Annotated in this window: 18 protein-coding genes; 5 read left to right on the forward strand and 13 right to left on the reverse strand. The window is 67.7% G+C overall.

Annotated features, from left to right (window positions below; translation table 11 throughout):
* Positions 1 to 37 precede the first annotated feature (37 nt).
* The 5 genes from AC1D2F_RS00260 to AC1D2F_RS00280 all read right to left on the reverse strand — a co-directional run bounded on the left by AC1D2F_RS00260 (position 38) and on the right by AC1D2F_RS00280 (position 7,218).
* Positions 38 to 1,477, reverse strand: coding sequence for an amidase (locus AC1D2F_RS00260; RefSeq protein ID WP_229991876.1), 1,440 nt, complete (start codon positions 1,475 to 1,477; stop codon positions 38 to 40).
* Positions 1,474 to 2,739: a M20 family metallo-hydrolase gene (locus AC1D2F_RS00265; protein ID WP_229991875.1), complete on the reverse strand. Its 1,266-nt coding sequence runs from the start codon at positions 2,737 to 2,739 to the stop codon at positions 1,474 to 1,476. Before AC1D2F_RS00265 ends, AC1D2F_RS00260 begins: the two co-directional genes overlap by 4 nt.
* 45 nt (positions 2,740 to 2,784) lie before the next feature.
* Positions 2,785 to 4,155, reverse strand: a complete 1,371-nt coding sequence (locus tag AC1D2F_RS00270) for an MFS transporter (protein ID WP_229991874.1) — start codon at positions 4,153 to 4,155, stop codon at positions 2,785 to 2,787.
* 376 nt (positions 4,156 to 4,531) lie between these two features.
* Positions 4,532 to 5,449 (reverse strand): LysR family transcriptional regulator, encoded by a 918-nt coding sequence (locus AC1D2F_RS00275; protein WP_364746621.1) that lies wholly within the window; start codon positions 5,447 to 5,449, stop codon positions 4,532 to 4,534.
* 35 nt (positions 5,450 to 5,484) lie between these two features.
* Entirely contained in the window at positions 5,485 to 7,218 is a 1,734-nt protein-coding gene (locus tag AC1D2F_RS00280) for a PucR family transcriptional regulator (protein WP_476965975.1), read from the reverse strand.
* 112 nt (positions 7,219 to 7,330) lie between these two features.
* Between AC1D2F_RS00280 and AC1D2F_RS00285 the strand changes: the two genes are divergently transcribed.
* Together AC1D2F_RS00285 and AC1D2F_RS00290 are read left to right on the forward strand one after the other, a co-directional pair.
* Positions 7,331 to 8,818 carry a CoA-acylating methylmalonate-semialdehyde dehydrogenase gene (locus AC1D2F_RS00285; RefSeq protein ID WP_229993539.1) on the forward strand — a complete coding sequence of 496 codons (1,488 nt, stop codon included), beginning with the start codon at positions 7,331 to 7,333 and terminating at the stop codon, positions 8,816 to 8,818.
* A 27-nt stretch (positions 8,819 to 8,845) separates the two neighbouring features.
* Entirely contained in the window at positions 8,846 to 10,219 is a 1,374-nt protein-coding gene (locus AC1D2F_RS00290) for an aspartate aminotransferase family protein (protein ID WP_229993538.1), read from the forward strand.
* 118 nt (positions 10,220 to 10,337) lie between these two features.
* Here the strand turns inward: AC1D2F_RS00290 and AC1D2F_RS00295 are convergent, their stop codons facing one another.
* The 3 genes from AC1D2F_RS00295 to AC1D2F_RS00305 form a co-directional block, all read right to left on the reverse strand.
* Complete coding sequence (locus tag AC1D2F_RS00295; protein ID WP_229993537.1) at positions 10,338 to 12,362, reverse strand: penicillin-binding transpeptidase domain-containing protein; 2,025 nt, start codon at positions 12,360 to 12,362, stop codon at positions 10,338 to 10,340.
* 89 nt (positions 12,363 to 12,451) lie between these two features.
* Positions 12,452 to 13,108 (reverse strand): response regulator, encoded by a 657-nt coding sequence (locus tag AC1D2F_RS00300; protein WP_229993536.1) that lies wholly within the window; start codon positions 13,106 to 13,108, stop codon positions 12,452 to 12,454.
* Positions 13,105 to 14,493, reverse strand: coding sequence for a sensor histidine kinase (locus AC1D2F_RS00305; protein WP_229993535.1), 1,389 nt, complete (start codon positions 14,491 to 14,493; stop codon positions 13,105 to 13,107). The genes AC1D2F_RS00300 and AC1D2F_RS00305 overlap by 4 nt, the downstream gene beginning before the upstream one ends.
* A gap of 189 nt (positions 14,494 to 14,682) precedes the next feature.
* Here AC1D2F_RS00305 and AC1D2F_RS00310 point away from each other — a divergent pair, with 189 nt between their 5' ends.
* Positions 14,683 to 15,783 carry an ABC transporter permease gene (locus AC1D2F_RS00310; protein WP_229993534.1) on the forward strand — a complete coding sequence of 367 codons (1,101 nt, stop codon included), beginning with the start codon at positions 14,683 to 14,685 and terminating at the stop codon, positions 15,781 to 15,783.
* A 45-nt stretch (positions 15,784 to 15,828) separates the two neighbouring features.
* Complete coding sequence (locus AC1D2F_RS00315) at positions 15,829 to 16,611, forward strand: ABC transporter ATP-binding protein (RefSeq protein ID WP_229993533.1); 783 nt, start codon at positions 15,829 to 15,831, stop codon at positions 16,609 to 16,611.
* On the opposite strand, the gene AC1D2F_RS00320 is transcribed toward AC1D2F_RS00315, so the two are convergent.
* The 5 genes from AC1D2F_RS00320 to AC1D2F_RS00340 form a co-directional block, all read right to left on the reverse strand.
* Complete coding sequence (locus tag AC1D2F_RS00320; RefSeq protein WP_476965976.1) at positions 16,608 to 18,056, reverse strand: phytoene desaturase family protein; 1,449 nt, start codon at positions 18,054 to 18,056, stop codon at positions 16,608 to 16,610. The genes AC1D2F_RS00315 and AC1D2F_RS00320 overlap by 4 nt on opposite strands.
* Positions 18,053 to 19,531, reverse strand: a complete 1,479-nt coding sequence (locus AC1D2F_RS00325; protein ID WP_229993531.1) for a glycosyltransferase family 87 protein — start codon at positions 19,529 to 19,531, stop codon at positions 18,053 to 18,055. Before AC1D2F_RS00325 ends, AC1D2F_RS00320 begins: the two co-directional genes overlap by 4 nt.
* Before the next feature lie 271 nt (positions 19,532 to 19,802).
* Positions 19,803 to 20,027 carry a hypothetical protein gene (locus AC1D2F_RS00330; RefSeq protein ID WP_229993530.1) on the reverse strand — a complete coding sequence of 75 codons (225 nt, stop codon included), beginning with the start codon at positions 20,025 to 20,027 and terminating at the stop codon, positions 19,803 to 19,805.
* Positions 20,028 to 20,679: 652 nt separating this feature from the next.
* Positions 20,680 to 21,264, reverse strand: a complete 585-nt coding sequence (locus AC1D2F_RS00335; RefSeq protein WP_091560715.1) for a histidine phosphatase family protein — start codon at positions 21,262 to 21,264, stop codon at positions 20,680 to 20,682.
* Entirely contained in the window at positions 21,265 to 22,743 is a 1,479-nt protein-coding gene (locus tag AC1D2F_RS00340; RefSeq protein WP_229993529.1) for a CCA tRNA nucleotidyltransferase, read from the reverse strand.
* Between the two features lie 171 nt (positions 22,744 to 22,914).
* On the opposite strand from AC1D2F_RS00340, the gene AC1D2F_RS00345 reads away from it, so the two are divergent.
* Positions 22,915 to 23,463 (forward strand): NUDIX hydrolase, encoded by a 549-nt coding sequence (locus AC1D2F_RS00345; RefSeq protein ID WP_229993528.1) that lies wholly within the window; start codon positions 22,915 to 22,917, stop codon positions 23,461 to 23,463.
* Positions 23,464 to 23,474: the final 11 nt, after the last annotated feature.

Below are 23,474 nucleotides of genomic sequence, written 5' to 3' on the forward strand. Positions count from 1 at the left end.
TTCCCATGGACGGACGGACCGGCCGGGGCCCGGGCGCCTAGCTGTTCACCAGGAGCTCCGGACGGCGTCCTGCCCAGGGCCGCACCGCCTCCACGGCGGCACCCACCGTGAAGACTGTGGCGTCCTCGAATGGATGGCCCACGATCTGCACACCCGTGGGGATGCCGCAGTCGGCCATGCCGCTCGGCACGGCCAGGACGGGGCAGCGGTTGCTGATGTTGAAGGGCGCCGTCATGTGCCCCTGCCAGTAGTGCCCGAGCCGCTCGCCCCCGGCGTCGATCCCGTCAAGGTACATGCCGTCCGCGTCCAGGGCGGCCACGGCCGAGGCCGGGCAGAGAAGGGCGTCGAAGCCGGACATCGCCGCGGCAAGCTCGGCCTGGATTCTGGTTTCCGCCCGGATGCCGTCGACGAACCGGTTTTCCGCGGCGGCTTTCCGGGCGTCCGCCATGAACCGCCGTGTGTACGGGGCCAGCAGCTCGGGAGACTCCGAGGTCTCGTCCTCCATGGCCGGACCGAGGAGGTAGCCGAAATGTGTGAACATTGTCCGGCTGATGTCCTCGGTGGTCCAGGGCAGCTCGATCTCTTCCACCACGGCGCCGGCATCACGCAGGGCCGTTGCCACGCCGCGCGTATTGGCCTCAACATCCGCGGCGACGGGATAGTTCCCCAGCCGGATGCAGAGAGCGATGCGCATGCCGGCCACTGCCGAGGCGGTGTCAGCACCCGGCGGGCAGGACAACGCCGGACTCCCGGCGAGGGAGGTGTGGTCGCCCGGATGACGGCCCGCCATGACGTTCGCCAGCAAGGCTGCGTCCGCCACGGTCCGTGCCATCGGGCCGTCGCCGCGGTAGTGGTCCGCGGAGAGCGGGGCCAGGCCGGGAATCCTTCCGTAGGGCGCCTTGTAGCCGACGGTCCCGGTGAACGACGCCGGCAGGCGGGTTGAACCCGCGATGTCGGAGGCGGTGGCCAGCGGCGCCAGCCCGGCGGCCAGTGCCGCCCCGGAACCGCCGGAGGAGCCGCCCGGGGAATACTGCCGGTTCCAGGGATTGCGCGTGACTCCCCACAGGGGACTGTGGGTGACGGTGGCGCAGCTGTATTCGGGCGTGGTGGTGCGGGCATGGATGATGCCGCCGGCACGCCGGATTCGGTCGATGACGGGATGGTCCGCGTGCGCGAGCTCCCCCTTGCGGGCTACGAGCCCCTGCGAAAGGGTGCGTCCCCGGAGCCCGTGCTTTTCCTTGGCGGCCACCGGCAGCCCCAGCAGGGGTGTGAGGTCCCTGCCCCGCGCATACCGGGCAGCGGCCTGCCGTGCTGCCGGGAGCGCCTCTTCGAACAGGGTCTCCGTCAGGGCGTTGATGCCGCCGTTGACGGCCTCGGTCCTGGTGATCACCGCTTCCATGAGCTCCACCGGCGAGAGCTCCCGGGAGCGGAAAAGCCGCAGGGCCGTGCCGGCGTCGAGGTAGTGCAGCTCGGTCATGCCAAGGCCGCTGCCGGCTCGGAGGAGGCTTCGGCCAGGGCGCCGGCAACCAGGTCCCGGGCCACCCCAGTGAGCATGTCCACGCCGGCAACCATGTCCTCGTCGGTGCTGAACTCCCGTTCGCAGTGCGAGACGCCGTCCACGCTGGGGATGAAGAGCATGACCGACGGCGCCACTGTGTTCATGGCAACGGAATCGTGGCCGGCCATGGTCTGGATCCGCCGCGCGGAAAGGCCCAGGTCTGCAGCCACCTTGTCCGCGAGTTCGATCCCGCCTTCGGGGAAGCGGCGGATCGGCCGGATGTCGAAGTCCTTCACATTGACTTTGATGTCGTGCTCGCGTGCCAGCGCATCGATGTCCTCGATGAGTTTGGCGCGGGCCGCCTTGACGATGTCCGGATCGCCGGAGCGGAGGTCGGCGACGAGGTGGACCCTACGGGCCACCACAATGGGCGAGTTCGGTTCGAGGGTCAGCTGGCCCACGGATGAGACGAGGGCCTCCTCGGCGAACTCAGCCGTGACGTCGTGCACCATAAGAATGATCTTGGAGGCTGCCACCAGGGCGTCGTGCCGGTCGGCCATGGCCGTCGCTCCGGTGTGCGACTGTTCGCCGAGCACTTCGATGTCCAGTTTCTGGGTGTACCAGCTGCTGTCCACCAGGCCGATGGAGATGCCCTCGCGTTCCAGGATCCTGCCCTGCTCGATGTGGATCTCGGCGTAGCCGGCGGCCTCGGGCCCGTCAGAGGTGCCGAGGTACCCGATGCCATCCAGCGCCTCACGGACTGTGACGCCTTGCAGGTCCGCCACATCCAGCATCTGTTCCCGCTGCAGGAGTCCCGCAAACACCGAACTTCCCATGATGCTCGGCGCGAACCGGCCGCCCTCCTCGTTGAACCAGTTCACTACGGCCAGGTTGAACCGCGGCGCGGGCCCGCCCTCCGCAACCTCGGCGTCCAGACGCCGGGCCGCGTGCAGGGCGGCGACGACACCGTACGCGCCGTCGAACCGGCCCCCGAGCGGCTGGCTGTCCAGGTGGGATCCGATCAGCACATAGGGCGCCCCCGGCGTCCACTCCAGCAGCCCGAACATGTTGCCGATCCCGTCCACCCGGAGTTCCCATCCGGCGTCACGCACCCACCCGGCGAACCAGTGGCGTGTCTGCGCATCCTCCGGGGTTGCCGCCTGGCGGTCGACGCCGTTGTCGGGGGTGGCGCCGATGGTGGCCACGTGGTGGAAGTCTTCGAGGAAAGCTGCTGAAGTCATGGGAAATCCTTTGTAGGTTGCGGTGGAGAGGGTGGGGCGGCGGGCTTAGCCCATGCGGCCGCGCGTCTCGGGAACCTTGGTGAAGAGCACCAGCAGGAGCACGACGGCGGCGGCCGCGGCCATGTAGAAGCCGGGCGCGTGAGGCACTCCGGTGCCGCCGACCAGGGCGGTCCCGATGAACGGTGCTGTGCCGCCGAAGAGCGCGTAGGCGCCGTTGTAGCTGATTGCCGCCGACGTGAAGCGGGTGCGGGTGGTGAAGATTTCAACGAAGAAGGTGTAGCAGCCTCCGCCGTAGATGCAGAGCGCCACCACGAAGAGGGACTGGCCCAGGAGGGCAAGAGGGAGGCTTCCGCTGGTCACCAGCATGAAGCTCGGCACTGAAAGCAGGGCCAGCGCGGCTGAACCGGCAATGAGCATCGGTTTGCGGCCGAAGCGGTCGCCCAGCCGGCCACCGAAAGGAAGCAGGACGGCGTAGAGCGCGAGAGCGGCGGCGTTGACCAGGAGGGACTGTTCACGGCTCAGGTGGCCCGTGGTCTGGACATAGGAGACGAAATAGGCCGAGAGGAAGTAGAAGCCCATTGCGGTCAGGCCCATGACGAAGATGACCTGGACCATACGGAGCCGGTTTTCGCGGAAGGCTTCGCGGACCGGGCTGAATTCCTTGGTCCGGGCAGCCTTGGCCTCATTGAACGCATCGCTTTCCACCGTCCGGCTGCGGATCCAGACGCCGAACAGGGCGAGCGGCAGTGCCAGCAGGAACGGCAGGCGCCAGCCCCACGCCATGAAGGCCTCGTTGGGCATTGACTGGCTCAGGATGAGGATCATCGAACCGGCGACGACAGAGGGCAGCGCAGTGGCGGCGATGGTGATGTTGAGCCAGAACCCGCGGCGGCTGACCGGGGCGTGCTCGAAGACAAACGAGGGTGCTCCCACGGATTCGCCGCCGGCGGAGAAGCCCTGGATCAGCCGGCAGAGGACCAGCAACACCGGTGCCCAGGCGCCGATCTGGCCGTAGGTCGGCAGCAGCCCCATCAAGGCGGTGGCCCCGCCGATGGCGACGAGCGTGATGGTCAGGACCCGGCGGCGGCCGATCCGGTCGCCGAGCGCGCCGAAGAACAGGCCGCCGATGGGACGGACCACGAAGGCGACGCCGAAGGTGGCGAACGTGGCAAGCATGGCCGTGACCGGGTTGCTGCCGGGGAAAAACAGTTGGGAGAAGATGACGGCGGTGAGGCCGTAGAGCGTGAAATCGTAGAATTCGATGAACTGCCCGATGCTGCCGCCTGCGAGGACCCGCTTCTGCATCTTGGTGATGCCGAGAGGTCCGGACCGCGGAGCGTCCTTGTCCAGGGCCGGGGCGGACGGTGTGGTCTGGGAAGCGGACACCGGCTGGTCCTTGATGTCGTTGATCGTCATGACAGCCACGCTAGAGGCGCCGTGTTTCCGAAGTTCCCTGCCGTGTTACGGGCCCGGGAAATGAAATCTGCTGATGTTGCCGCTGTGTTGCCGGCAAGCCACGGTCCGGACATAAGTCGGACACCTGGGGCGTGAATCGGAACCATTGAATCTCCTTTGATCAACATGGTTGTCGCGCTTCGGGACTCGGCCAAGGGCCGTCATTGCGCGGGATTTGCCGTTGGACTCCCGCCGGCACCACCGCACTGGACCAACTTTGTGTGATCCGGTTCACATCTGTCCAATTGATTGTTTTGGCCAAATCAATCGATTTCATCGATGCCAATCGCTGCGGATTTTCGCAGTCACAGTCGGTGGGCACGGGGAATCCGCCGGGCTAGTGCCGGGCGGCACCGTAGAGCCGGATGCAGGTCTCCTCAAAGGCCAGTGCCCGGCGGGTGGGTTGCACTCCCTCGGGCCGGACCAGCATCACCTCGATTGGCGGGAAGTCATCCGTCAGGGTCAGGGCAACCACCCTGCCGCCGGAATACGTCATGTCGCTGTGGAGCCGCTGGTTCAGCATGGCGTAGCCGTGGCCCTTCGCCACAAACGAGCGCACCGTCTCATACCCGGCAAAGCGGTGCCGGACATTGGGAAGCACCCCCGCGATCGCGTACAGCTGCTCGTAGTATTCCCGGCTGTGCGGCAGATCCAGCACCACCGCGGGTTCGCCGTCGAGATCCTTCAGTGCGATGCTTCGCTCGGGCCGGGACGCCGCGGGGTGTTCAGCATGGACCAGCACATGAGGGGGCACGCGCTCGAGCACCGTGTGTGTGAAGCCCCGGCCCAGGCCGAGACCGTACATCAGCGCGACATCGCACTGCCCTTCGAGGAGGGCCGTCTGCAGGCTCGCCAGATCGGCTTCCAGGAAGGAGACCTCGACTCCCGGATGCTGAACTTCGAAGGTCTGCAGGATTGCGGGAAGCCTGAAGGGCGCCAGGGGCGAAAACACGCCCACTTTGAGCTCTCCGACCAGGCTTGTCGCAAGCCCGCGGGCTGACTCGTACAGCGAGTCCGCATGCTCCAGCAGCACCTTGATGTCCTGGGCCAGCTGCCGGCCGGACGGCGTCAGGCGCAGGCCGCGCGTCCTGAGCCGGACAAACAGCTGCGTCGACAAACTTGCTTCAAGCTGGGCCATGGCGGTGGACAGGGTGGACTGGGTCACGAGCAGCCTTTCGGCCGCCGCAGTCATGTTTTCGAGCTCGGCCACCACCGCGAAATACCGCAGCTGGGTCAAGGTAAAGGGCTTCGCCATTCGTCAATGCTCGCATTCTGCGCGGATCCGCGCGGTCACAGGCCCCGGAGCCGGTGCAGGAGTAGGGCGACGTGCAGCGACGTCCGGGACTCCGCGTCGTCGAGGTCCACGCCGAGGAGCTCTTCAAGGCGGGCCAGCCGCGCGTACAGTGTCGGGCGGCTGAGATAGCCGGTGCGGGCCAGAGCCGCTTTGTTGCCGCCGGACTCGAGGTAGCGGCCCAGCAGTTCCAGCTGCCCGCCGCCGTCCCGGGCGTCGGCCTGCAGGACACCCTCCAGTTCTGACTCCGCGAACTGCTGCACCCGCGGATCCTTGCGCAGCAGGGCCAGCAGCCCCCGAAGCCGGACGTCCGTCGCCCGGTAGAACGGCTTCCGATCACCCCGCAGCGTCGCCGCGGTTTCGGCGACGTGGGCGGCTTCGTCAATGCCCGCCGCCGCTTCGAGCAAGGAACCCCTCAGGTGCCCCACGCCGATGCTCCATGTCGCCTCCGCCGGATTGCCGGCCCAGCCTCCGCCGGGCAGACCTCTGCCGGGCCGGGCTCCGCGGACGGGTGGGCCGGGTGGCGTGTCGCTGCCCGCGAGGGCATCGGCGAGACGCTGGAGGGTCGGGTCCTCCAATTGCTTCGCAGGAACGGCCAGGATCATGCCGACCGATCCGGACCGGATGCTCGCGGTCAAAGCGCTGCCTGACACGGTTTTGAGGGCCCGGGCGAGCTGCTCCAGCAGGGCACGTTCCTCCTGTTGCCCAGCGAGTGGATCGATTCCGGCTCCCGCTGCCCCTGCCCCTGCCCCTGCCCCTGCCCCTGCTGAGGGACCATAGGCTGCTCCGCCGCTCCGGAACACAATTGGCAGGTAGTGCGGCGACCGCCTGAGTCCCAGCGCCGCGGCGCGGGCCTGCGCCTCGTCCTCGCCCAGCCCGCGGGGCTGACGGAGGGCGTTGAGAAGCCCCGCCTGCGCCTGGTGGCTCAGCTCCCGCCGGTCCCGTTCGGCGAGCCGGTTGATCGCCAGGGTCTGGGCCGCGCGTTCCAGCACCATGGCCGCCGCGTCGTCGTCGTCGAGGGGGACCGGCACCACCAGCCGCCCCCAGACGTTCCCGCGCACGCCAACCGGCGTCTGCAGCCAGGCCTCGGGCCCGGTGCGGCCCGTCCCGGGCGGCGCCGGCGTGGTCCTGGACCGCCGCTCCCAGTCCTCCAGCAGTTCGATGGTCCGCAGCTGCCCGGCCGAGTACGCGAGGACGAGGTGCGAGAGGTCCTCCAGGACCACCGGGGCGCCGATCATGGCGGCTGCCTGGTCCACCACCTGCCCAGTCCCTGCGCTTTCCAGGCTCAGCACCGTGAAGGCCTCGTGGACGTCGCGGGCGCGTTCCACCCGCTCCAGCTGTTCGGCGACGATGATCCGGTGCACGATTTCGGTGACCTGCACGAACCGCACGCGGCGCTCCACCACGATCACGGGCATGGCCGTGGCCAGCGCGGCCGCGCGCAGCGCATCCAAACTGGGCTTCCTGTCGCCGACGAGTTCAACAATCAGGCCGGACGCCGCCGCCTGCTCCAGGGACCTGATGAACGACGCCGTAAGCCCGGGTTCCTTTTCCAGCTCCAGTCCGGTGGTAAGCACCAGCTCCCCGCCAGACAGCAGCCCGGAAATGTCGAGCAATTCGCTCACGTGGACCCAGCGCACGGGGTTGTCGAGGGCCCCGGCGCCGCCGAGCAGGAGCGGCGCGGCCTCGCGGAGAACGGGAAGGTCAAGGATCGAGCCGACGGTGGGCAACATTTACACAGTGTAAACCAAGCTGTGATTCTCCTTACACACTGGCACTTATGGTGCCGTCTCCCGGTAGGGACACTGGACTCAACGCACCCCGAATACCGCATGAGGAGAAACCTTGAACATCATCGAGCACTGGATCAACGGCAGCTACGTTCCCGCCGGCGCGCGCACGGCCCCGGTGACCAACCCGGCCACGGGCAAGGTCACCGGCCAGGTTTCGCTCGCGAGCCGGGACGAGAGCCACGCCGCCATTGCCGCGGCCAAGGCCGCATTCCCCGCATGGCGCGACACCTCGATTGCCCGCCGCACCCAGATCCTCTTCGCCTTTCGCGAACTGCTCAACTCCCGCAAAGGCGAACTCGCCGCCATCATCACCTCCGAGCACGGAAAAGTCCTGGACGATGCCCTCGGGGAAGTCACCCGGGGCCAGGAAGTCGTCGAGTTCGCCTGCGGCATCCCCCATCTGCTCAAAGGCAGCTACACCGAGAACGCGTCCACCAACGTGGACGTCCACTCCATCCGCCAGGCCCTGGGTCCGGTCGCAGTCATCAGCCCGTTCAACTTCCCGGCCATGGTGCCGATGTGGTTCTTCCCGCTTGCCATCGCCGCCGGCAACACGGTCGTCGTCAAGCCCAGCGAAAAGGACCCCACGGCGGTGAACTGGATGGCCGAACTCTGGAAAGAAGCCGGCCTGCCGGACGGCGTGTTCAACGTCCTGCACGGCGACAAGGTGGCCGTCGACGCCTTGCTCAACCACCCGGACATCAAAGCCGTCTCCTTCGTCGGCTCCACCCCGATCGCCAAGTACGTCTATCAGACCGCGACGGCCAACGGAAAGCGCGTCCAGGCCCTTGGCGGAGCCAAGAACCACATGATCGTGCTGCCCGACGCCGATCTGGACCTGGCCGCCGACGCCGCCATCAATGCCGGATTCGGATCGGCGGGCGAACGTTGCATGGCCATCTCTGCCCTGCTCGCGGTGGGCGAAATCGCCGATGAACTGGTGGACAAGATTGCCCAGCGTGCGGCTTCCCTGCGCACCGGCGACGGGCTGCGCGGCTGCGACATGGGCCCGCTGGTGACGGCCCAGCACCGGGACAAGGTTGCCGGCTACATTGATGCCGGCGAAGCTGCCGGTGCCCAACTCGTCGTCGACGGCCGCAACATCGCCGCCGACGCGGAAGGTGACGGCTTCTTCGTCGGACCCACGCTTTTCGACAAGGTGACTCCGGACATGTCCATCTATCAGGACGAGATCTTTGGACCGGTCCTGTCCGTGCTCCGCGTTGACAGCTACGACGAGGCGCTCGAGATGATCAACGGCAACCCATACGGCAACGGCACCGCCATCTTCACCAACGACGGCGGCGCGGCGCGGCGCTTCGAGAACGAAGTGGAGGTGGGCATGGTGGGCATCAACGTCCCCGTTCCGGTCCCCATGGCCTACTACTCCTTCGGCGGCTGGAAGAACTCGCTGTTCGGGGATACCCACGCCCACGGCACCGAGGGCGTCGGTTTCTTCACCCGCGGCAAGGCCGTCACCTCCCGCTGGCTGGATCCAAGCCACGGCGGCATCAACCTCGGCTTCCCGCAGAACGCCTAAGCCACCCGTATCCGAAAGGCAGCTGTCATGACCTCGACCCTTGAAAACGAAACCCTCCCGCAGCAGGAGGCCGCCGAGGGCGCCCGCCGCGCCTACGAACTGGACCGCAAGCACGTCTTCCACTCCTGGTCCGCCCAGGACCTCATCGACCCCATGGTCATCTCCGCGGCCGAGGGCTCCCACGTCTGGGACGGCGACGGCAACAAGTACCTGGACTTCTCCTCGCAGCTGGTCAACACCAATATCGGCCACCAGCACCCCGCCGTCGTATCCGCCATCGCAGCACAGGCCACCAAGCTGTGCACGATTGCCCCGAGTTACGTCAACGACGCGCGCTCCGAAGCTGCACGCCTGATTGCCGGGCGCACGCCCGGCGGACTGGACAAGATCTTCTTCACCAACGGCGGGGCGGACGCCAACGAGCACGCCATCCGCATGGCCCGTCTGCACACGGGCCGCCACAAGGTGCTCTCCGCCTACCGTTCGTACCACGGCGGCACCCAGCTGGCCATCAACGTCACCGGCGACCCCCGGCGCTGGCCCAGCGACACCGCCAGCACCGGCACCGTCCACTTCTTCCCGCCGTACCTGTACCGCACCGCCTTCCACTCCACCACCGAGGAGGAGGAAAGCCAGCGCGCCCTCGAACACCTGGAACAGCTGATCAGCTTCGAAGGCCCCTCCACCATCGCCGCCCTCATCCTGGAAAGCATCCCGGGCACGGCCGGGATCTACGTGCCGCCCCCGGGATACTTGCAGGGCGTCCGCGAGCTCTGCACCCGGCACGGCATCATCTTCATCGCCGACGAAGTCATGTCCGGCTTCGGCCGCACCGGAACCTGGTTCGCCGTCGAGCACTTCGACGTCGTTCCGGACCTGCTGACCTTCGCCAAGGGCGTGAATTCCGGCTATGTTCCGATGGGCGGGGTGGCAATCAGCCCGGAGATCGCAGCCACGTTCGGCAAGCGTGTCTACCCCGGCGGCCTGACCTATTCGGGCCACCCGCTCGCGGCGGCTGCCGCCGTGGCGACCATCAACGCGATGGAGAACGAACAGATCGTCCAGCACGCGGCAGCCCTCGGCGAGACGGTGATCGGACCGGCCCTCCGTGGATTCACCGAGCGCCACCGCTCCGTTGGTGAAGTCCGCGGCAAGGGCGTCTTCTGGGCGATCGAACTCGTCAAGGACCGGAAGACCCGCGAGCCCATGGCCCCGTACGGCGGCTCAAGCCCGGAAATGAACCAGCTGGTGGCGGCCTGCAAGTCCCGCGGGCTGCTCCCGTTCGCGAACTTCAACCGAATCCATGTTGTCCCGCCGTGCAACACCAGCGTGGAAGACACCCAAAAGGGCTTGGCCGTACTGGACGCCGTGTTGGACATTGCGGACGGCTTCGCCGCCTGAGGCGCTCCCGCACTATTGACACCCGAACGACGGATGCTCCCCCGCATAACAACGCGGGGGAGCATCCGCCATTTCGGCGCAGAATCTCCGGCGACTCGGACTTTTCCGGTCCGGCGTCTCAGCTGGCCCGGGTGAGGAACTCCTTGAGCAGCGGTCCGGACGTGGTGGCTCCAAGGCCGCCGTCCTCCACGAAGACGGCGACGGCGAGGTCACCGTGCGCCGCCACGATCCAGGCGTGGGTCTTGGGCGGGGTGTCGTTGCCGAACTCAGCCGTTCCGGTCTTCGCGCCGACGGGCTCGCCCGGGACGGCGGCCAGGAACCCGGCATGCCCGCTGGTCACGACGGCACGCATCATGTCAGCCAACGCCGCGGCTTCCGCTGCCGTTACCGGCGTTTCGGCCGCCGTAGCCGGTGCCGCGGCCGACGCCGACGCCGACGCGTCACCGGAGGGCGGGGCGGCAGGCGCCGTGCCTGTTCCGGTGCCGGCAGTGGGCGTGCTCTCGGCGCCCGGTGAAGTGACGCCCTCATTCGGATTCAAGACCAGCTGGGCGGCCACCGGGGCTCCCTTGGCTACCGAGCCGGCCATGATGGCGGCGGCCAGCGGGGACAGGAGCACTTTGCCTTGGCCGATCATGGAGGCGGCGTGTTCGGTTCCTGCGGCTTCCCCGGGGACGGAGCCGAGGAACGCTGCGGCGCCGAGCGCGGGCGCTTCGACTGCCACGCCCAGCGAGGTCGCGGCAGATTCGAGTTGCGCCTGGCTGACGGTGTCGCGGGCGTTGATGAAGGCGGTGTTGCAGGAGTGCGCAAAGGCGTCGCGCAGCGTCACGGAGCCCAGGGAGGACTCGGGGTATCCCTCGGCGTTCTTGAAGGTGCGGCCGTCCACCGTGAGGGTCGCCGGGCAGTCCACCTTGGAATCGGGGGTCATCCCGTTGCGGAACATGGCCAGGGAATCGACCATCTTGAAGATCGATCCGGGGGCATACTGTCCCAGCATTGCGGTGTCGTAGCCGTTGCTGCCCGGCCCGGACGCGGCGGCCAGGACGGCGCCGCTGGAGGGCCGGAGCGCCACGATGGCCGACGCAGGGCCGACCTTGCCGAGCACGTCTTCCGCGAGTTGCTGCAGCTTCGGGTCCAGGGTGGTTTTCAGCGGGGTTCCGGGTTTGATGCCGGTCTCGAACAGCACCCGCCTCGGGTCGGGAGACGCCGCCTGGATTTCCGCGGTGGTGAGTCCGGCTTTCTGTGCCCGGATCACGATCCCGTCGGTTCCGCGCAGCTGCGCGTCGTACTGCTGCTGCAGGCCCCCGGCGCCGGTGGTGTCCCCGGGCTTGAGCGCGCCGCCGGACTTCTCGATTTGCTCCGCGTTCGCCTCGGAGACTGTACCCAGAAGTGCCCGCGCAAACGTGCGGGTGGGTGCCAGCGGCAGGCTGTCCGGGACGGCGCGGCCGCCGGGGATGGCGGAGATCTGCTCGTCGGTGATGGTCCGGGAACCGTCCTCGCGGAAGGTGATGGCCGGGACGAAGGCGTCCGGACCGGCCGCCGCGACCTGCTGGGCGTAGGCTGCCGGGTCCACGCCGACCAGTTGGGCAAGCTTGGTGGCGGAGTCGGAGGGGTCCGCGCCGCCGAGCGCTGGCTTGTCGATGCCAACGTTGACAACGGGCCGGTACGTGACCAGCGGGGCCCCGCCGGCGCCCAGGATGGAGGCCCTCTGCGGCGTCTGGGTGGCCCGGGTGATGATCTCCCCGTCAGCGAGGTCGGGAACCAGCATGGCCGGCTTCCACACCGTGAGCCACTTGTCCCCGGATTTCTTCAGCTGTGCGGAAACGGTGTATTTCCATTCCTCCGCGCCGACTTTCCAGGTGTAGTTCAGCGGAAACGTGGCCGTGTCCGACTCGAAGGTCAGCTGGCCGGCCTGCACGGCTGGTTTGTCCGGGTCCAGTCCCTGGAAAATTTCCTTGAGCTGGTCGTTGGCGGCGCCCGACTCCTTCCCCTCGAAGGCGACGGATCCGACGTCGAGCGCGGACACCGCGCTGGCGAGCTGCTGGGCGGCGCCTTCCGCGCCGTCCCGGCCGTCTCCGCAGGCGACCAGCGAGGCGCCAAGAACCAGACCCACAAGGGCCAGTGCAAGTTTTGATGAGTTCCCCATTGCGACATTATGCCCCGGACCACTGACAACCCCCGTGTCACAAAGCGGCGGCACGTGACACAGGCACGGACTTCCCGTGCCCGGAACGCCTAGGGCCGCCGGATGATCCTGCGCTGTGCGGCAACGGCGATCGCGGCAGTGCGGTTGTCCACGCCGAGCTTGCCGTAGATATGCACCAGATGGGTCTTGACCGTGGCCTCGGAAATGAACAGCTGCTTGGCGATCGCCCGGTTTCCCATCCCGGTGGCCAGCAGTTCGAGCAACTGGATCTCGCGGACGGACAGGGCCGGCTCCGGGTTCCTGATCCGGCCCATCAGCCTGGCCGCGACCTCGGGTGCCAGCGCCGTACCGCCGGCCGCGGCGGAGAGCACCGCCTGGCGGATCTGCTCCGGCGGGGCATCCTTGAGCATGTAGCCGCTGGCGCCGGCCTCGACGGCAGCGAGGATGTCGGCGTCGGAGTCAAAGGTGGTGAGGATGAGCACCGGAGGCGCCGGCTGCCCGGCCTCTCCCGCTTTGATCCGGCCGGTCGCGGTGACGCCGTCCATTCCCGCGCCCATCTGCAGGTCCATGAGCACCACGTCCGCAGGCTCGCCCAGGGTATGGAGCTTGGCCAGTCCGGCCAGGGCGGCGCCGCCGTCGGCCGCCTCGGCCACCACTGTGATGCCCTGCAGATCACCCAGCATCGCCCGCAGCCCGGCCCGGACCACCGGGTGGTCGTCCACCAGGAACACCCGGATGTTGTTCATTGCCGGTCCCCGCTGGCTTGCGCCGGCACGGCATTGGAACCGGGCGCGGTGCCGGGCTCGTCGCCCAGTGGCAGCCGGATGGCCACCACGGTCCCCTCACCCGGGGCAGACTCGATGTCCAGCTGGCCGTGGAGGGCGGCCACACGTTCCCGCAGCGACGTCAGCCCATAACCGGAACCGTCCGGACGGGCCGGCAAGGCGGCGGGGTCGAACCCGGTGCCGTCGTCGTAGATGTCCATGGCCACTTCCGGGCCCAAGAAGGAAAGGGTGACGACGGCGGTGCTCGCCTGCGCGTGAATCCGGACGTTGGCCAGGCTCGCCTGTGCGGCCCGGAGCAGGGCGGTCTGGTGGGCCGCGGGGAGTTCCACGGGCACGCCTTCGACGTCGAGGCGGCAGCGCAGCCCGGTACCGCGCGCGGCGGTCTCCGCTTCGGTCTTTTCACACAGCCGGAGGAGGCCGGCCACGAGGGAGCCGTCCTCGAGGTCGGGGGACTGGAGCGCCCGGACGAAGTTGCGGGCCTCTGCAAGATTCGCGGCGGCCGTGTCCCGGACGATGCGGAGCCTTTCCCGTGCCACGGCGGGTTCGCCGTCGTCCAGGGCTTTCTCGGCCGCGCGCCCCATCAGCACAATGCTGGACAGGCCCTGGGCGAGGGTGTCATGGATTTCGCGGGCCAGCCGGGTGCGCTCGGCCAGGGTGCCGGCATTGTGCTGGGTTCGGGCGAGTTCGGCACGGGTGCGGCGGAGCTCTTCGGCCGCCAGCCGCTGGTTTTCCGCCTCCAGGAACAGCGCCCGGTAGGCCAGCCCTGTGACCACAGCGAAGGCTGCGCCGAACGCGGGCCCGAGCACCATGGGCAGCTCCGGCGGTGCGATACCGCCGTTGTGGAACCAGAGCGCCCCAATGACAAAAAGGGTGCTGAGTGCGATCGCGGGCAGCGCCAGCCGGCGCCGGAGCACGTGCAACTCCAGGAAGAACAGCGGGAAGGCCAGCCAGACGAAGTCGGCGCTGGTCCAGATCAGCAGCAGCCACAGGACGCTGACGCCGCCCAGCCACCAGGCCGAGTAGGGCCGCGGATCGAACCGGGTCCTGTGGGCTGCATGCCTTTTCTCCAGAACGGTGCCAGCGAGGTAGAAGGCGGCGAGCAGCAGGGCCAGCAGCAGGGTGACCCAGCCCTGACCCGTGATTCCGCCGGCCACGAGCCGGACCAGCGCCACCAGGAGAAGTACCGCGAAGCCGACGTGAAGGCTCACGCGAAGGACGCGCAGAATGACGGCCGCCCCGGTGGGCTCCGTGCCCGCGTGCCCCGTGGCCCCGTGGGGTGTGCCGGCGTGTCGTGTGCCCTCGTGTCCAATGCCCTCGTGGACCGTGTTGCCGGCGTTGCCCTCCATGCTTCCAGCGTAGTGCCGGCGGGGCAGGGGCAACTGCGGAAATCGGCCCGCCACCGGCGGAATCAACCTTTTGGTTGATCGCAGGGCAGTCCTTGCGGTGCCCGCGATCCAACCGGGCGGCCGATGCCCCTGGGACTGGCGGAGGGAAGGCTGGAAGCAACGCCACAAACGTCACGAAAAAGGACAACCATGTATCTCGCCATCCGCGATATCCGCTTTGCCAAGGGCCGGTTCGCCCTGATGGGCGCGGTCGTCGCGCTCATCACCCTCCTGCTCGTCATGCTTTCCGGGCTGACGGCCGGACTCGGCAACCAGTCGACGTCGGCCCTTGCTGCCCTCCCGGCCGACCAACTGGTCTTCGGCGCCCCGGCAGGGAGCACGCCCAAGGCCTCGTTCACGGAATCCGAAGTCTCGCGCGCCCAACAGTCGCAGTGGTCGGCACGCGACGGCGTCGCCCGGGCCGATGCCTTAGGGATCAGCCAGAGCCGCTTCCAGGCCCTCGGCGACGGAGGCGTCCCGGCACGCACGGCAAGCGTTGCGGTCTTCGGCACCGAGACCGGCACGCCACTGGCCCCCGCCCCGCTGACAGAGGGAACCATCGCTGTCGGAGCGGGACTGGCGAAGGACCTGGAGCTCAGCACCGGCAGCCGCGTCTCGGTGGGCGGCACCGGCCTCGTTGTGACGGCCGTGGTTCCGGAGCAGTGGTATTCACACACCGGAGTCGTGTGGACCACGTTGGCCGATTGGCAGAAGCTGGCACACCTGCCGGACGCGGGCGCCGCGACGGTGCTGGCCGTGACCTTTGACTCCACGGCCGGACCCGGGGTGGATACCGATGCCGCCAATGCAGCCGCGGGAACCGTCAGCACCACCGTCGACGGATCTTTCCAGGCCCTCGGCTCCTACAAGAGCGAGAACGGCTCGCTGCTGCTCATGCAGGCATTCCTCTATGGCATCTCGGCCCTCGTGATTGTCGCCTTCCTGACGGTCTGGACGGTCCAACGCACCCGGGACATCGCCGTTCTGAAGGCACTCGGCGGGTCCGCCCGCTACATCCTCCGGGACGCCATGGCGCAGGCAGCCGTGGTCCTGCTGGCCGGCGCCGCGGCAGGCGGGCTGGCCGGCGTGGCCGGCGGGGTCCTCGCGTCCCAGGCGGCGCCGTTCCTCATCACGCCCTGGACAACGCTGCTGCCCATCGCCGGGATCGTGCTCCTGGGCCTGGCCGGGGCAGCCCTCGCGGTCCGCAGCGTTGCGCGCGTCGATCCGCTGATCGCCCTCGGCGGCAACTGACCGGCCCCAGGCCCGGTCCCGTATATTCTTCGAAAGGCATATCTCGTGAATTCCGCACTGAACAAGTCCATCGTAAACAAGTCCGCCCTGAACAACGCTGCCCTGAACCTTGTCAACGTCACCCTGGAGTACCCGGACGGAGACGGCACCCTCAAAGCCCTGGACGACGTGAGCCTCAAAGTTCACCCCGGGGAGTTTGTGTCCCTCATCGGCCCGTCGGGGTCCGGAAAGTCGTCCCTGCTGGCCGTCGCCGCCACCCTCGTCCGGCCCTCCGCCGGCCTGGTGGTGATCGACGGCCAGGACGCCGGCGGACTCCCCGACGCCGGGCGCACCGCACTGCGCCGGGACAAGATCGGGATCATCTTCCAGCAGCCCAACCTCCTGCCCTCCCTCACGGCGATGGAGCAGCTGGTGATCACCCAGCGTCTGCGCGGCGGGGCCGCCCGCGCGGCCGGGGAACGCGCGGCCGGTCTGCTGGACCTCGTGGGTCTCGGCCACGCCTTGGCCAAGCGGCCCCACCAGCTCTCCGGCGGGCAGCGGCAGCGTGTCAACATTGCCCGGGCACTCATGGGAAATCCTGCCGTGCTGCTCGTGGACGAGCCGACGGCGGCTCTTGACCACCACCGCAGCGAGGCGATCGTCCGGTTGCTGCGGCAGGTCACGGACGAATTCAGCGTGGCAACCGTCATGGTCACCCACGACACCGACTTCGTCCCGATCACTGACGCCGTGGCGAGCATGCGCGACGGACGGCTGTCCTCCATGGTGGCGACGCCGGCCGCGTCGGCGGCGGCGGACACGGGCTTCGGGGCCCCGCGGTTGGGTTAGGGGACCCGGTTCCCGAGGTCAGGTACGCCGAGCCCGAACATGTCCTGGAGGGCATACCTGGCGGCGTGGAAGCCGGGCATCCCGGTGACGCCGGGACCCGGCGGGGTGGACGAGGAACACAGGTACACGCCGGGCAGCGGCGTCCGCCATGGAACGGGGCTCAGCACCGGGCGCCGCAGTATGCCCCAAAGGTCCATGCGGCCGGCGCCGAAGTCCCCGCCGACGTAGTTCTCGTCGTACGCCGCCAGCCCGGCGGCCGTCGTCACCTTGAACTGGACCACCAGGTCCCGGAAGCCGGGTGCGAAGCGCTCCAGTTGCGCCATGACCGCGTCGCTCATATCCACGGCAGAGCCGGCCGGAACATGGCAATAGGTCCACAGGATGTGCCGGCCGGCCGGGGCGCGGCCGGCATCGAAACGCGAGGGCTGGGAGACCAGTACGTAGGGCCGGTCCGGATGCCGTCCCGATGCCACCTGGCGCTCCGCTTCGGCGCTTTCCGCCCTGGTGCCGCCTACGTGCACAGTCCCGGCATCGGCGAGGCTGGCCGCCGCCCACGGCACCGGTCCGGAGAGGATGAAGTCGACCTTGCAGACCGCGTTCCCGAAGCGGAAGGACGCCAGGGCGCTCCGGTAGCGTGCCGGGAGCCTGCCCTCCGCCAGGTGAAGCAGCGCGGGGGCCGCCACATCCAGCAGGGTGGCCCGGGCCGGCGGCAGCTCCGCGAGTGAAGCGATCCGCCTCCCGGTCTCGATCACGCCGCCATGGGCTTCGATATCGGCGGTCAGCGCCCGGGCAATCGCGGCCGATCCGCCGCGCGGAACAGGCCAGCCGCCGGCATGCGCCAGGGCGCCCAGCATGAGGCCGGCGCCGGCCGAGGTGACCGAGGGCAGGGGCGCCACGGTATGCGCGGCGACCCCGCTCAGCAGTGCGGGAGCCAGGTCCTGACTGAACCTCGCATTCCACAGCGGCGAGCCCTGTTCGAGCGCCCGGAGACCGAATGCAGCGGCTGCCAGAGGATCTCCCGGAATCCGCAGCAGCTGGTTCAGGGTCAGGTCTGCGACTCCCTCCACCCGCCGCACCAGGGGCTCCATAAGCCGGCGGTAGGCGGCGCCGTCCCGCCCGAGTTCCGCAACAGTGCGGTCCAGGGAGCGGTAGGCCAGCGCCGCACGGCCGCCGTCGAGCGGGGATCCGTACGAGAGCTCCGGCACTTCCAGGGGCACGCGCCGGGCCAGCTCGAACCGGCGGAAGAAAGGTGAGGCCAGAATCATGGGGTGCACGGCTGAACAGACGTCGTGGAAGTGGCCCGGTTCCATCAGTTCGGCGGTGCGGAGTCCGCCGCCGGGGGTGGCAGCCGCCTCGAACACGTGGACTTTGAGTCCGGCCCGCGCCATGGTCGCCGCCGCGGCCAGCCCGTTGGGGCCGGAGCCGACGACGGCGACGTCAGTCATGGGCGGTGGCCTTCCGCCACGGCACTCTTCCGCCACGGCACTACGGACGCCGCAGGCCGGCGGAGATCAATCCGCAGCCAGTCCGGGGCACCGTCGAAGGGGCCGCCATGCGGATCATCGATCCGGTGCCCGCGGATCACGTCGTGGGACGGATCCCAGATGTCCCAGGCGACGCGCGCCATCAGGTAGGCGGTGGCGAGCATGTGGGCCACCACTGCCAGGACGTAGTAGGGCATATCGATGTTGTGCTGGGTCGAACCGCCGCTGGTCGCCTGCCCGAGGTACATCCAGACGGCGCCCCAGTGCAGTGCTTCGATGGCCTGCCAGATGAGGAAGTCACGCCAGCGGGGCCGGGCGAGGGCGATGAGGGGGATCAGCCACAGCACGAACTGGGGCGAGTACACCTTGTTGGTCAGGATGAATGCGGCCACGATCAGGAAGACCAACTGCGCGATCCTCGGGCGCCGGGGTGCTGTCAGTGCGAGGACCGCAATCAGGATGCAGGCCAGGAGGAACAGGTCCAGTGCGAGGGAGTTGATGGCTTCGGCCTGAAGCGGGTTCAAGCCCAGCCGGCCAGCCACCAGGTTGTAGGCGAACCAGGGTGAGCTGTAGCCCGCCGGCCGCTCCTGCGTGAACTGGTAGAAGTACTTCCAGCCGTCCGGATTTGCCGCGGCTGCCGGGACATTGACCGCCAGCCAGGCCGCGGTTGCGGCACCAGCGGTGATCAGGAGCGCCCGGATGCGCCCGCTCCGGAGCGCCAGCAGCAGGACGGCACCGAGGATCAACAGGGGGTAGAGCTTGGTGGCCGTGCCCAGGCCGATGAAGATTCCGGCGAGGACCAGCTTGTTTCGCGAAAAGAAGTACATCCCAAGAGCCAGCATGCACACGGCCCACATGTCCCAGTTAATGACGCCGGCGAGGACGATGCCCGGGGCGAGGGCAACCATCGCCGCGTCCCAGGACCGCCGCCGGTCCGTCCGTGCTGTGGCCAGCACGGTGATAATCCAGACCGCGGCGATCAGGGTGGCATTGACGTCGAAGTAGCCAAGGACACGGGGGTCTCCGGTGCCGGCACCGGGCACCAGAAGTGCCGTGGCGCCCGCGATGAGCCCCATCAGCACGGGGTACTCAAAGAGGCTTCCCTGGGTGATGAAGGGGAAGGCGCCATCGCCGAGGCCGCGGTTGCGGAACAGTTCCGGAAAGTCCGAGTAGCACGTGGCGTAGAACTGCCCGGGCGTTTCCCAGCCGTTGGTGCGGCAGAAGTTCTTGAGCAGAATCCCGGCCAGGGCGGCGAGGACTGTGAGGATCACCAGAACACGCTCCACCGTGAAGAATCCTGGCGAAACGATCCCGGGCGCCGAGCGCTGGCCCAACGGACCACCTACCAGTTCCGTGAAGTTTCGGAGAAAAGGGTCGCTGCGGCTCGGGATGACCAATCGGACCCGTTTGCGCTCCGGCGGCTTTGTCTCCTGCATGCCCTCGAGCTTACCGGGGGCCGTTGCCCCACGCCGCGCTGCGGAGTTCCTGGCACGTCGGATCGCCCGCCCCACGGCAACGGGGGAGACGAACGGGGCTTAAAAGGAGGAGCCCGTGCGTCGCCGCACGGGCTCCTCTGGGATCGGTTCCGATGTCAGTCACAGGTTCTCCTTCGCTGCGAACAGTCCTGCCGGTAACGGGCTTCGTTCCTGCACGGGATTGGTCCATGCACCAGTGGCGGAAGTGTCCGGCAGTCAGCAGATCAGGGGTTCAGCGAATCAGGCCGGCCTGATACATGGCGAGGAAGGTTTCGTTTCGTCTTTGGTCCAGGAGTTGGCCGTTGAAGCGGGTTGACTCCCTGTGCGCCAGTTTCCTGAACAGGACCGTATAGAGCTTGTTCATCATGGTTTTTACCTCCCCTCGGTGGCTGGATCGGTGCGTCTTGGCGGCGGGTACGGCGGTGCGGTGGGTTGAAGCGGTGGTTGCGGTAGCCACGGGGCCCTTTCATTGGTGGGGGATTTGCAGACCGGTTCGGTGCGACTTAGTGGGGAATGGCCGGGTGAAACGGACGGCAGATTTTGGGCACGGCAAATAAAGCCATAGGTGCGATGAATTCGAACAGCCGATTCCGGGCGCGACAATTAGGCGCGAAATTCTAGGGCTGTAAATTAAGCCGGAATTCCGGATACGGGGAATTTATTCGATGGAGAGTGGCCCCAGGACGCAGCAGCGCTGAAACCCCAACAAGAAACTGGGTTCCGAACTATGGGAGGCTGCGCAACCGCGTGGTTCCGCGTGTTCAGGCTGCTGTCACCAGGCGTTCCGTTGAGGAAGCCAGCTGCCGCCCGTCCCAGCTTGCATTACCTGGGACGGGAAAGCGGTCAGGAAACAGTCAGTCCGACATTTGGGCGCGGCTCAGCGAACGAGGCCGGGGTGGCGGTGGTGCAGTACATCCATCCGCTAGTCAAAGTAATCATCATTTCCCCAACCTCCTTTTCTGTCCTGCCGTGGCTCCGGCTGACTGGCCGGGCGACGTGCGCCGTGACCCCGGCAAGTCGCTCTGGGGTCAGAAATAAAAATACACTATGAATGCGGCAGTTGCCTACCGAATTCATAAACTTTCTTTGACTTTGTTCTAAAACCGGTTTTAGAGTCCCCAGCGCACGATTGCCGGTGTCTTCTTATCCCATCCCAGCGTGCAGACTTTGGCCGTCCCCAACACGAAATGCCGGCCCTCGCGGGGGTCGAGTCCAAGCCACCGGGCGGTCAGGATGCGGGAGAAATGTCCGTGCGCGACGATCAGCACATTGTCCAGGCCCGATTCCAGTACCCGCGCCACGATCTTGTCCGCACGGGCGGCGACGTCGTCGAGCGCCTCACCGTTGGGCACGCCGTGCGTCCAGATCAGGTATTCCGGGTTGTCCTTGCGGATGAGGTCTGAGCTGATGCCCTCATAGTCGCCGTAGTCCCATTCCACCGCCAGCGGTTCCAGTTGGGCGTCGGGGTAGCCGGCGAGTTCGGCGGTCCGGCGGGCGCGGCGCAGGGGCGAGGTCAGCACGAGGTCGAAGTCGACAGTCTCGAGCACCCTGCGCGCCTCCACGGCCTGCTGCTCGCCTTCGACCGTGAGGGGCATGTCGGTGAGCCCGGTGTACTGCCCGCTCTTGGACCACTCTGTTTCGCCGTGCCGCAGGATCCACAGTTGGGGGCGGGGGCCGTTGGATGGTGCAGTCACTTAGGACTCCTCAGTGGTGGAAAGTTCGGCGCCGGCGGGCGCCGCCTCGGGCTGGGCCGCCCACCAGTCCCGCAAGCGGGATTCGGCGACGGCGGGATCGAGCGGACCGTGCTCCATGCGTTCTTCGAGCAGGAATTTGTAGGCGCGGCCCACCACGGGACCGGGCTTGAGACCGAGCAGGGCCATGATCTGGCCGCCGTCAAGGTCCGGGCGGACGGCGTCGAGGGATTCCTGCTCCCGCAGGGCCGCGATCCTGTCCTCGAGGTCGTCGTAGGCGAAGGACAGCCTGTCCGCCTTGCGCTGGTTCCGCGTGGTGACGTCGGAGCGGGTGAGCCGGTGCAGACGCTCCAGGAGGGGCCCGGCGTCGGTGATGTAGCGGCGGACCGCGGAATCGCTCCAGCCGGCCTCACCGTAACCGTAGAAGCGCATGTGCAGCTCCACGAGCCTGGCCACGGCCTTGATGGTGTCGTTGTCGAAGCGGAGCGCCTTCATGCGCTTCGCGGTCAGCTTGGCGCCCACCATGTCGTGGTGGCGGAAGCTCACCGCACCGCCCGGTTCAAACCGTCGCGTGGCCGGCTTGCCGACGTCGTGCATCAGCGCCGCGAACCGCAAAACAAAGTCCGGGCCGGGAACCGGGCCGTCCGCCTTCGATTCCAGGGCCGCGGCCTGTTCCAGGACCTGGAGCGAGTGCTGGTATACGTCCTTGTGGCGGTGGTGTTCATCGGATTCGAGTCGCAGGGCCGAGACTTCAGGCAGCACCAGGTCCGCGAGTCCGGTATCGACCAGCAGGTCCACGCCGGCCCGCGGCTGCGCGGCGCATATGAGCTTGATCAGTTCATCGCGCACACGTTCGGCCGAGATGATGCTGATCCGTTCCGCCATCCGGACCATCGCCTCGCGGACTTCGGCGTGCACCGACACCCCCAGTTGGGCCGCGAACCTCGCCGCGCGCATCATGCGCAGGGGGTCATCGGAGAAGGACGTTTCCGGCGGTCCCGGCGTGTTGAGGATCGAGGCGTGCAGGTCGCGGACGCCGCCGAAAGGATCGACGAGCTCCAGCATGGGCAGCCGCAGTGCCATGGCGTTGATCGTGAAGTCCCGCCGCAGCAGGTCATCCGTGAGGGATGTTCCGAAGGCCACTATCGGCTTGCGGGACTCCGGATCGTAGGCGTCGGCCCGGTACGTGGTGATTTCGATCTGGAACTCGCCCTTGCGCATCCCGATGGTGCCGAAGGCGCGCCCGATCTCCCAGTAGTTATCCGCCCACTTCTTGATCAGGGCAACGGTCTGGTCCGGCGTGGCGTCAGTGGTGAAGTCGAGGTCGGGCGAGATCCGGCCAAGAAACAGGTCACGGACGGGCCCGCCCACGAGGGACAGCTCGTGGCCGGCGTCGACGAAGCGCTGCCCGAGCTCCAGAACCACCGGATCCACCTGGAAAGAAACGGTGTGGGAGTCAGTCTTGTGATGTGCGTGCGCCATAGTTACTTAAGCTTGTCAGAAAACCGCGCCAGCACCACACCGGAACCCACGAGGATCCGGCCGGTTCGTCACGATTGCGTACGAACTGCTGCGGGCCGACTTTCCCGGCCGTCCACTTTAGGGCCATGTTTAGGTCATCAACAGCGGGCAAGAGTCGTTAGAGTGGACCTCATGGCCCATCCCGTACCGAGCGCTCCCGGCAGGAGGACAAACGCACCGTTGCCGTCGGCAATAGGTGCCAATGTCGCGCCTGTCCAGCACACGGGCCACGCTTCCCTGCCCACCGTGGAGGAAATCTCCGCCGGGGGCGTCGTGGTGGACATGTCCGACTCCGACCTGCGGGTAGCGATCATCGCGCGCCTCAACCGCGGCGGCCGTCTAGAGTGGTGCCTGCCGAAAGGGCACCCGGAAGGCAAGGAAAGCAACGAGGAAGCTGCCGTCCGCGAGATCGCCGAGGAAACCGGGATCGAAGGCCGGATCCTGGCACCGCTGGGAAGCATCGACTACTGGTTCACCGTTAGCGGGCACCGCGTCCATAAGACCGTGCACCACTACTTGTTGCGGGCCACGGGCGGAGAACTCACCATCGAGAACGATCCGGACAAGGAAGCAGTCGACGTCGCGTGGGTTCCTATCCAGGAGCTGGCCCGCAAGCTGTCCTTCCCGAATGAGCGCCGCATCGCGGATCTGGCCAAGGAAGTCCTCCCGGAAGACCGCTAAGGGCCGCAGGA

The organism is Arthrobacter sp. P1_B3, from assembly GCF_056406615.1.

What these genes read in the sequence shown, in the direction of transcription:
- AC1D2F_RS00260 (WP_229991876.1), bottom strand. Translation starts at nt 1,477, where the DNA reads ATGACCGAGCTGCACTACCTCGACGCCGGCACGGCCCTGCGGCTTTTC.
- AC1D2F_RS00265 (WP_229991875.1), bottom strand. Translation starts at nt 2,739, where the DNA reads ATGACTTCAGCAGCTTTCCTCGAAGACTTCCACCACGTGGCCACCATC.
- AC1D2F_RS00270 (WP_229991874.1), bottom strand. Translation starts at nt 4,155, where the DNA reads ATGACGATCAACGACATCAAGGACCAGCCGGTGTCCGCTTCCCAGACC.
- AC1D2F_RS00275 (WP_364746621.1), bottom strand. Translation starts at nt 5,449, where the DNA reads ATGGCGAAGCCCTTTACCTTGACCCAGCTGCGGTATTTCGCGGTGGTG.
- AC1D2F_RS00280 (WP_476965975.1), bottom strand. Translation starts at nt 7,218, where the DNA reads ATGTTGCCCACCGTCGGCTCGATCCTTGACCTTCCCGTTCTCCGCGAG.
- AC1D2F_RS00290 (WP_229993538.1), top strand. Translation starts at nt 8,846, where the DNA reads ATGACCTCGACCCTTGAAAACGAAACCCTCCCGCAGCAGGAGGCCGCC.
- AC1D2F_RS00295 (WP_229993537.1), bottom strand. Translation starts at nt 12,362, where the DNA reads ATGGGGAACTCATCAAAACTTGCACTGGCCCTTGTGGGTCTGGTTCTT.
- AC1D2F_RS00300 (WP_229993536.1), bottom strand. Translation starts at nt 13,108, where the DNA reads ATGAACAACATCCGGGTGTTCCTGGTGGACGACCACCCGGTGGTCCGG.
- AC1D2F_RS00305 (WP_229993535.1), bottom strand. Translation starts at nt 14,493, where the DNA reads ATGGAGGGCAACGCCGGCAACACGGTCCACGAGGGCATTGGACACGAG.
- AC1D2F_RS00310 (WP_229993534.1), top strand. Translation starts at nt 14,683, where the DNA reads ATGTATCTCGCCATCCGCGATATCCGCTTTGCCAAGGGCCGGTTCGCC.
- AC1D2F_RS00320 (WP_476965976.1), bottom strand. Translation starts at nt 18,056, where the DNA reads ATGACTGACGTCGCCGTCGTCGGCTCCGGCCCCAACGGGCTGGCCGCG.
- AC1D2F_RS00325 (WP_229993531.1), bottom strand. Translation starts at nt 19,531, where the DNA reads ATGCAGGAGACAAAGCCGCCGGAGCGCAAACGGGTCCGATTGGTCATC.
- AC1D2F_RS00340 (WP_229993529.1), bottom strand. Translation starts at nt 22,743, where the DNA reads ATGGCGCACGCACATCACAAGACTGACTCCCACACCGTTTCTTTCCAG.
- AC1D2F_RS00345 (WP_229993528.1), top strand. Translation starts at nt 22,915, where the DNA reads ATGGCCCATCCCGTACCGAGCGCTCCCGGCAGGAGGACAAACGCACCG.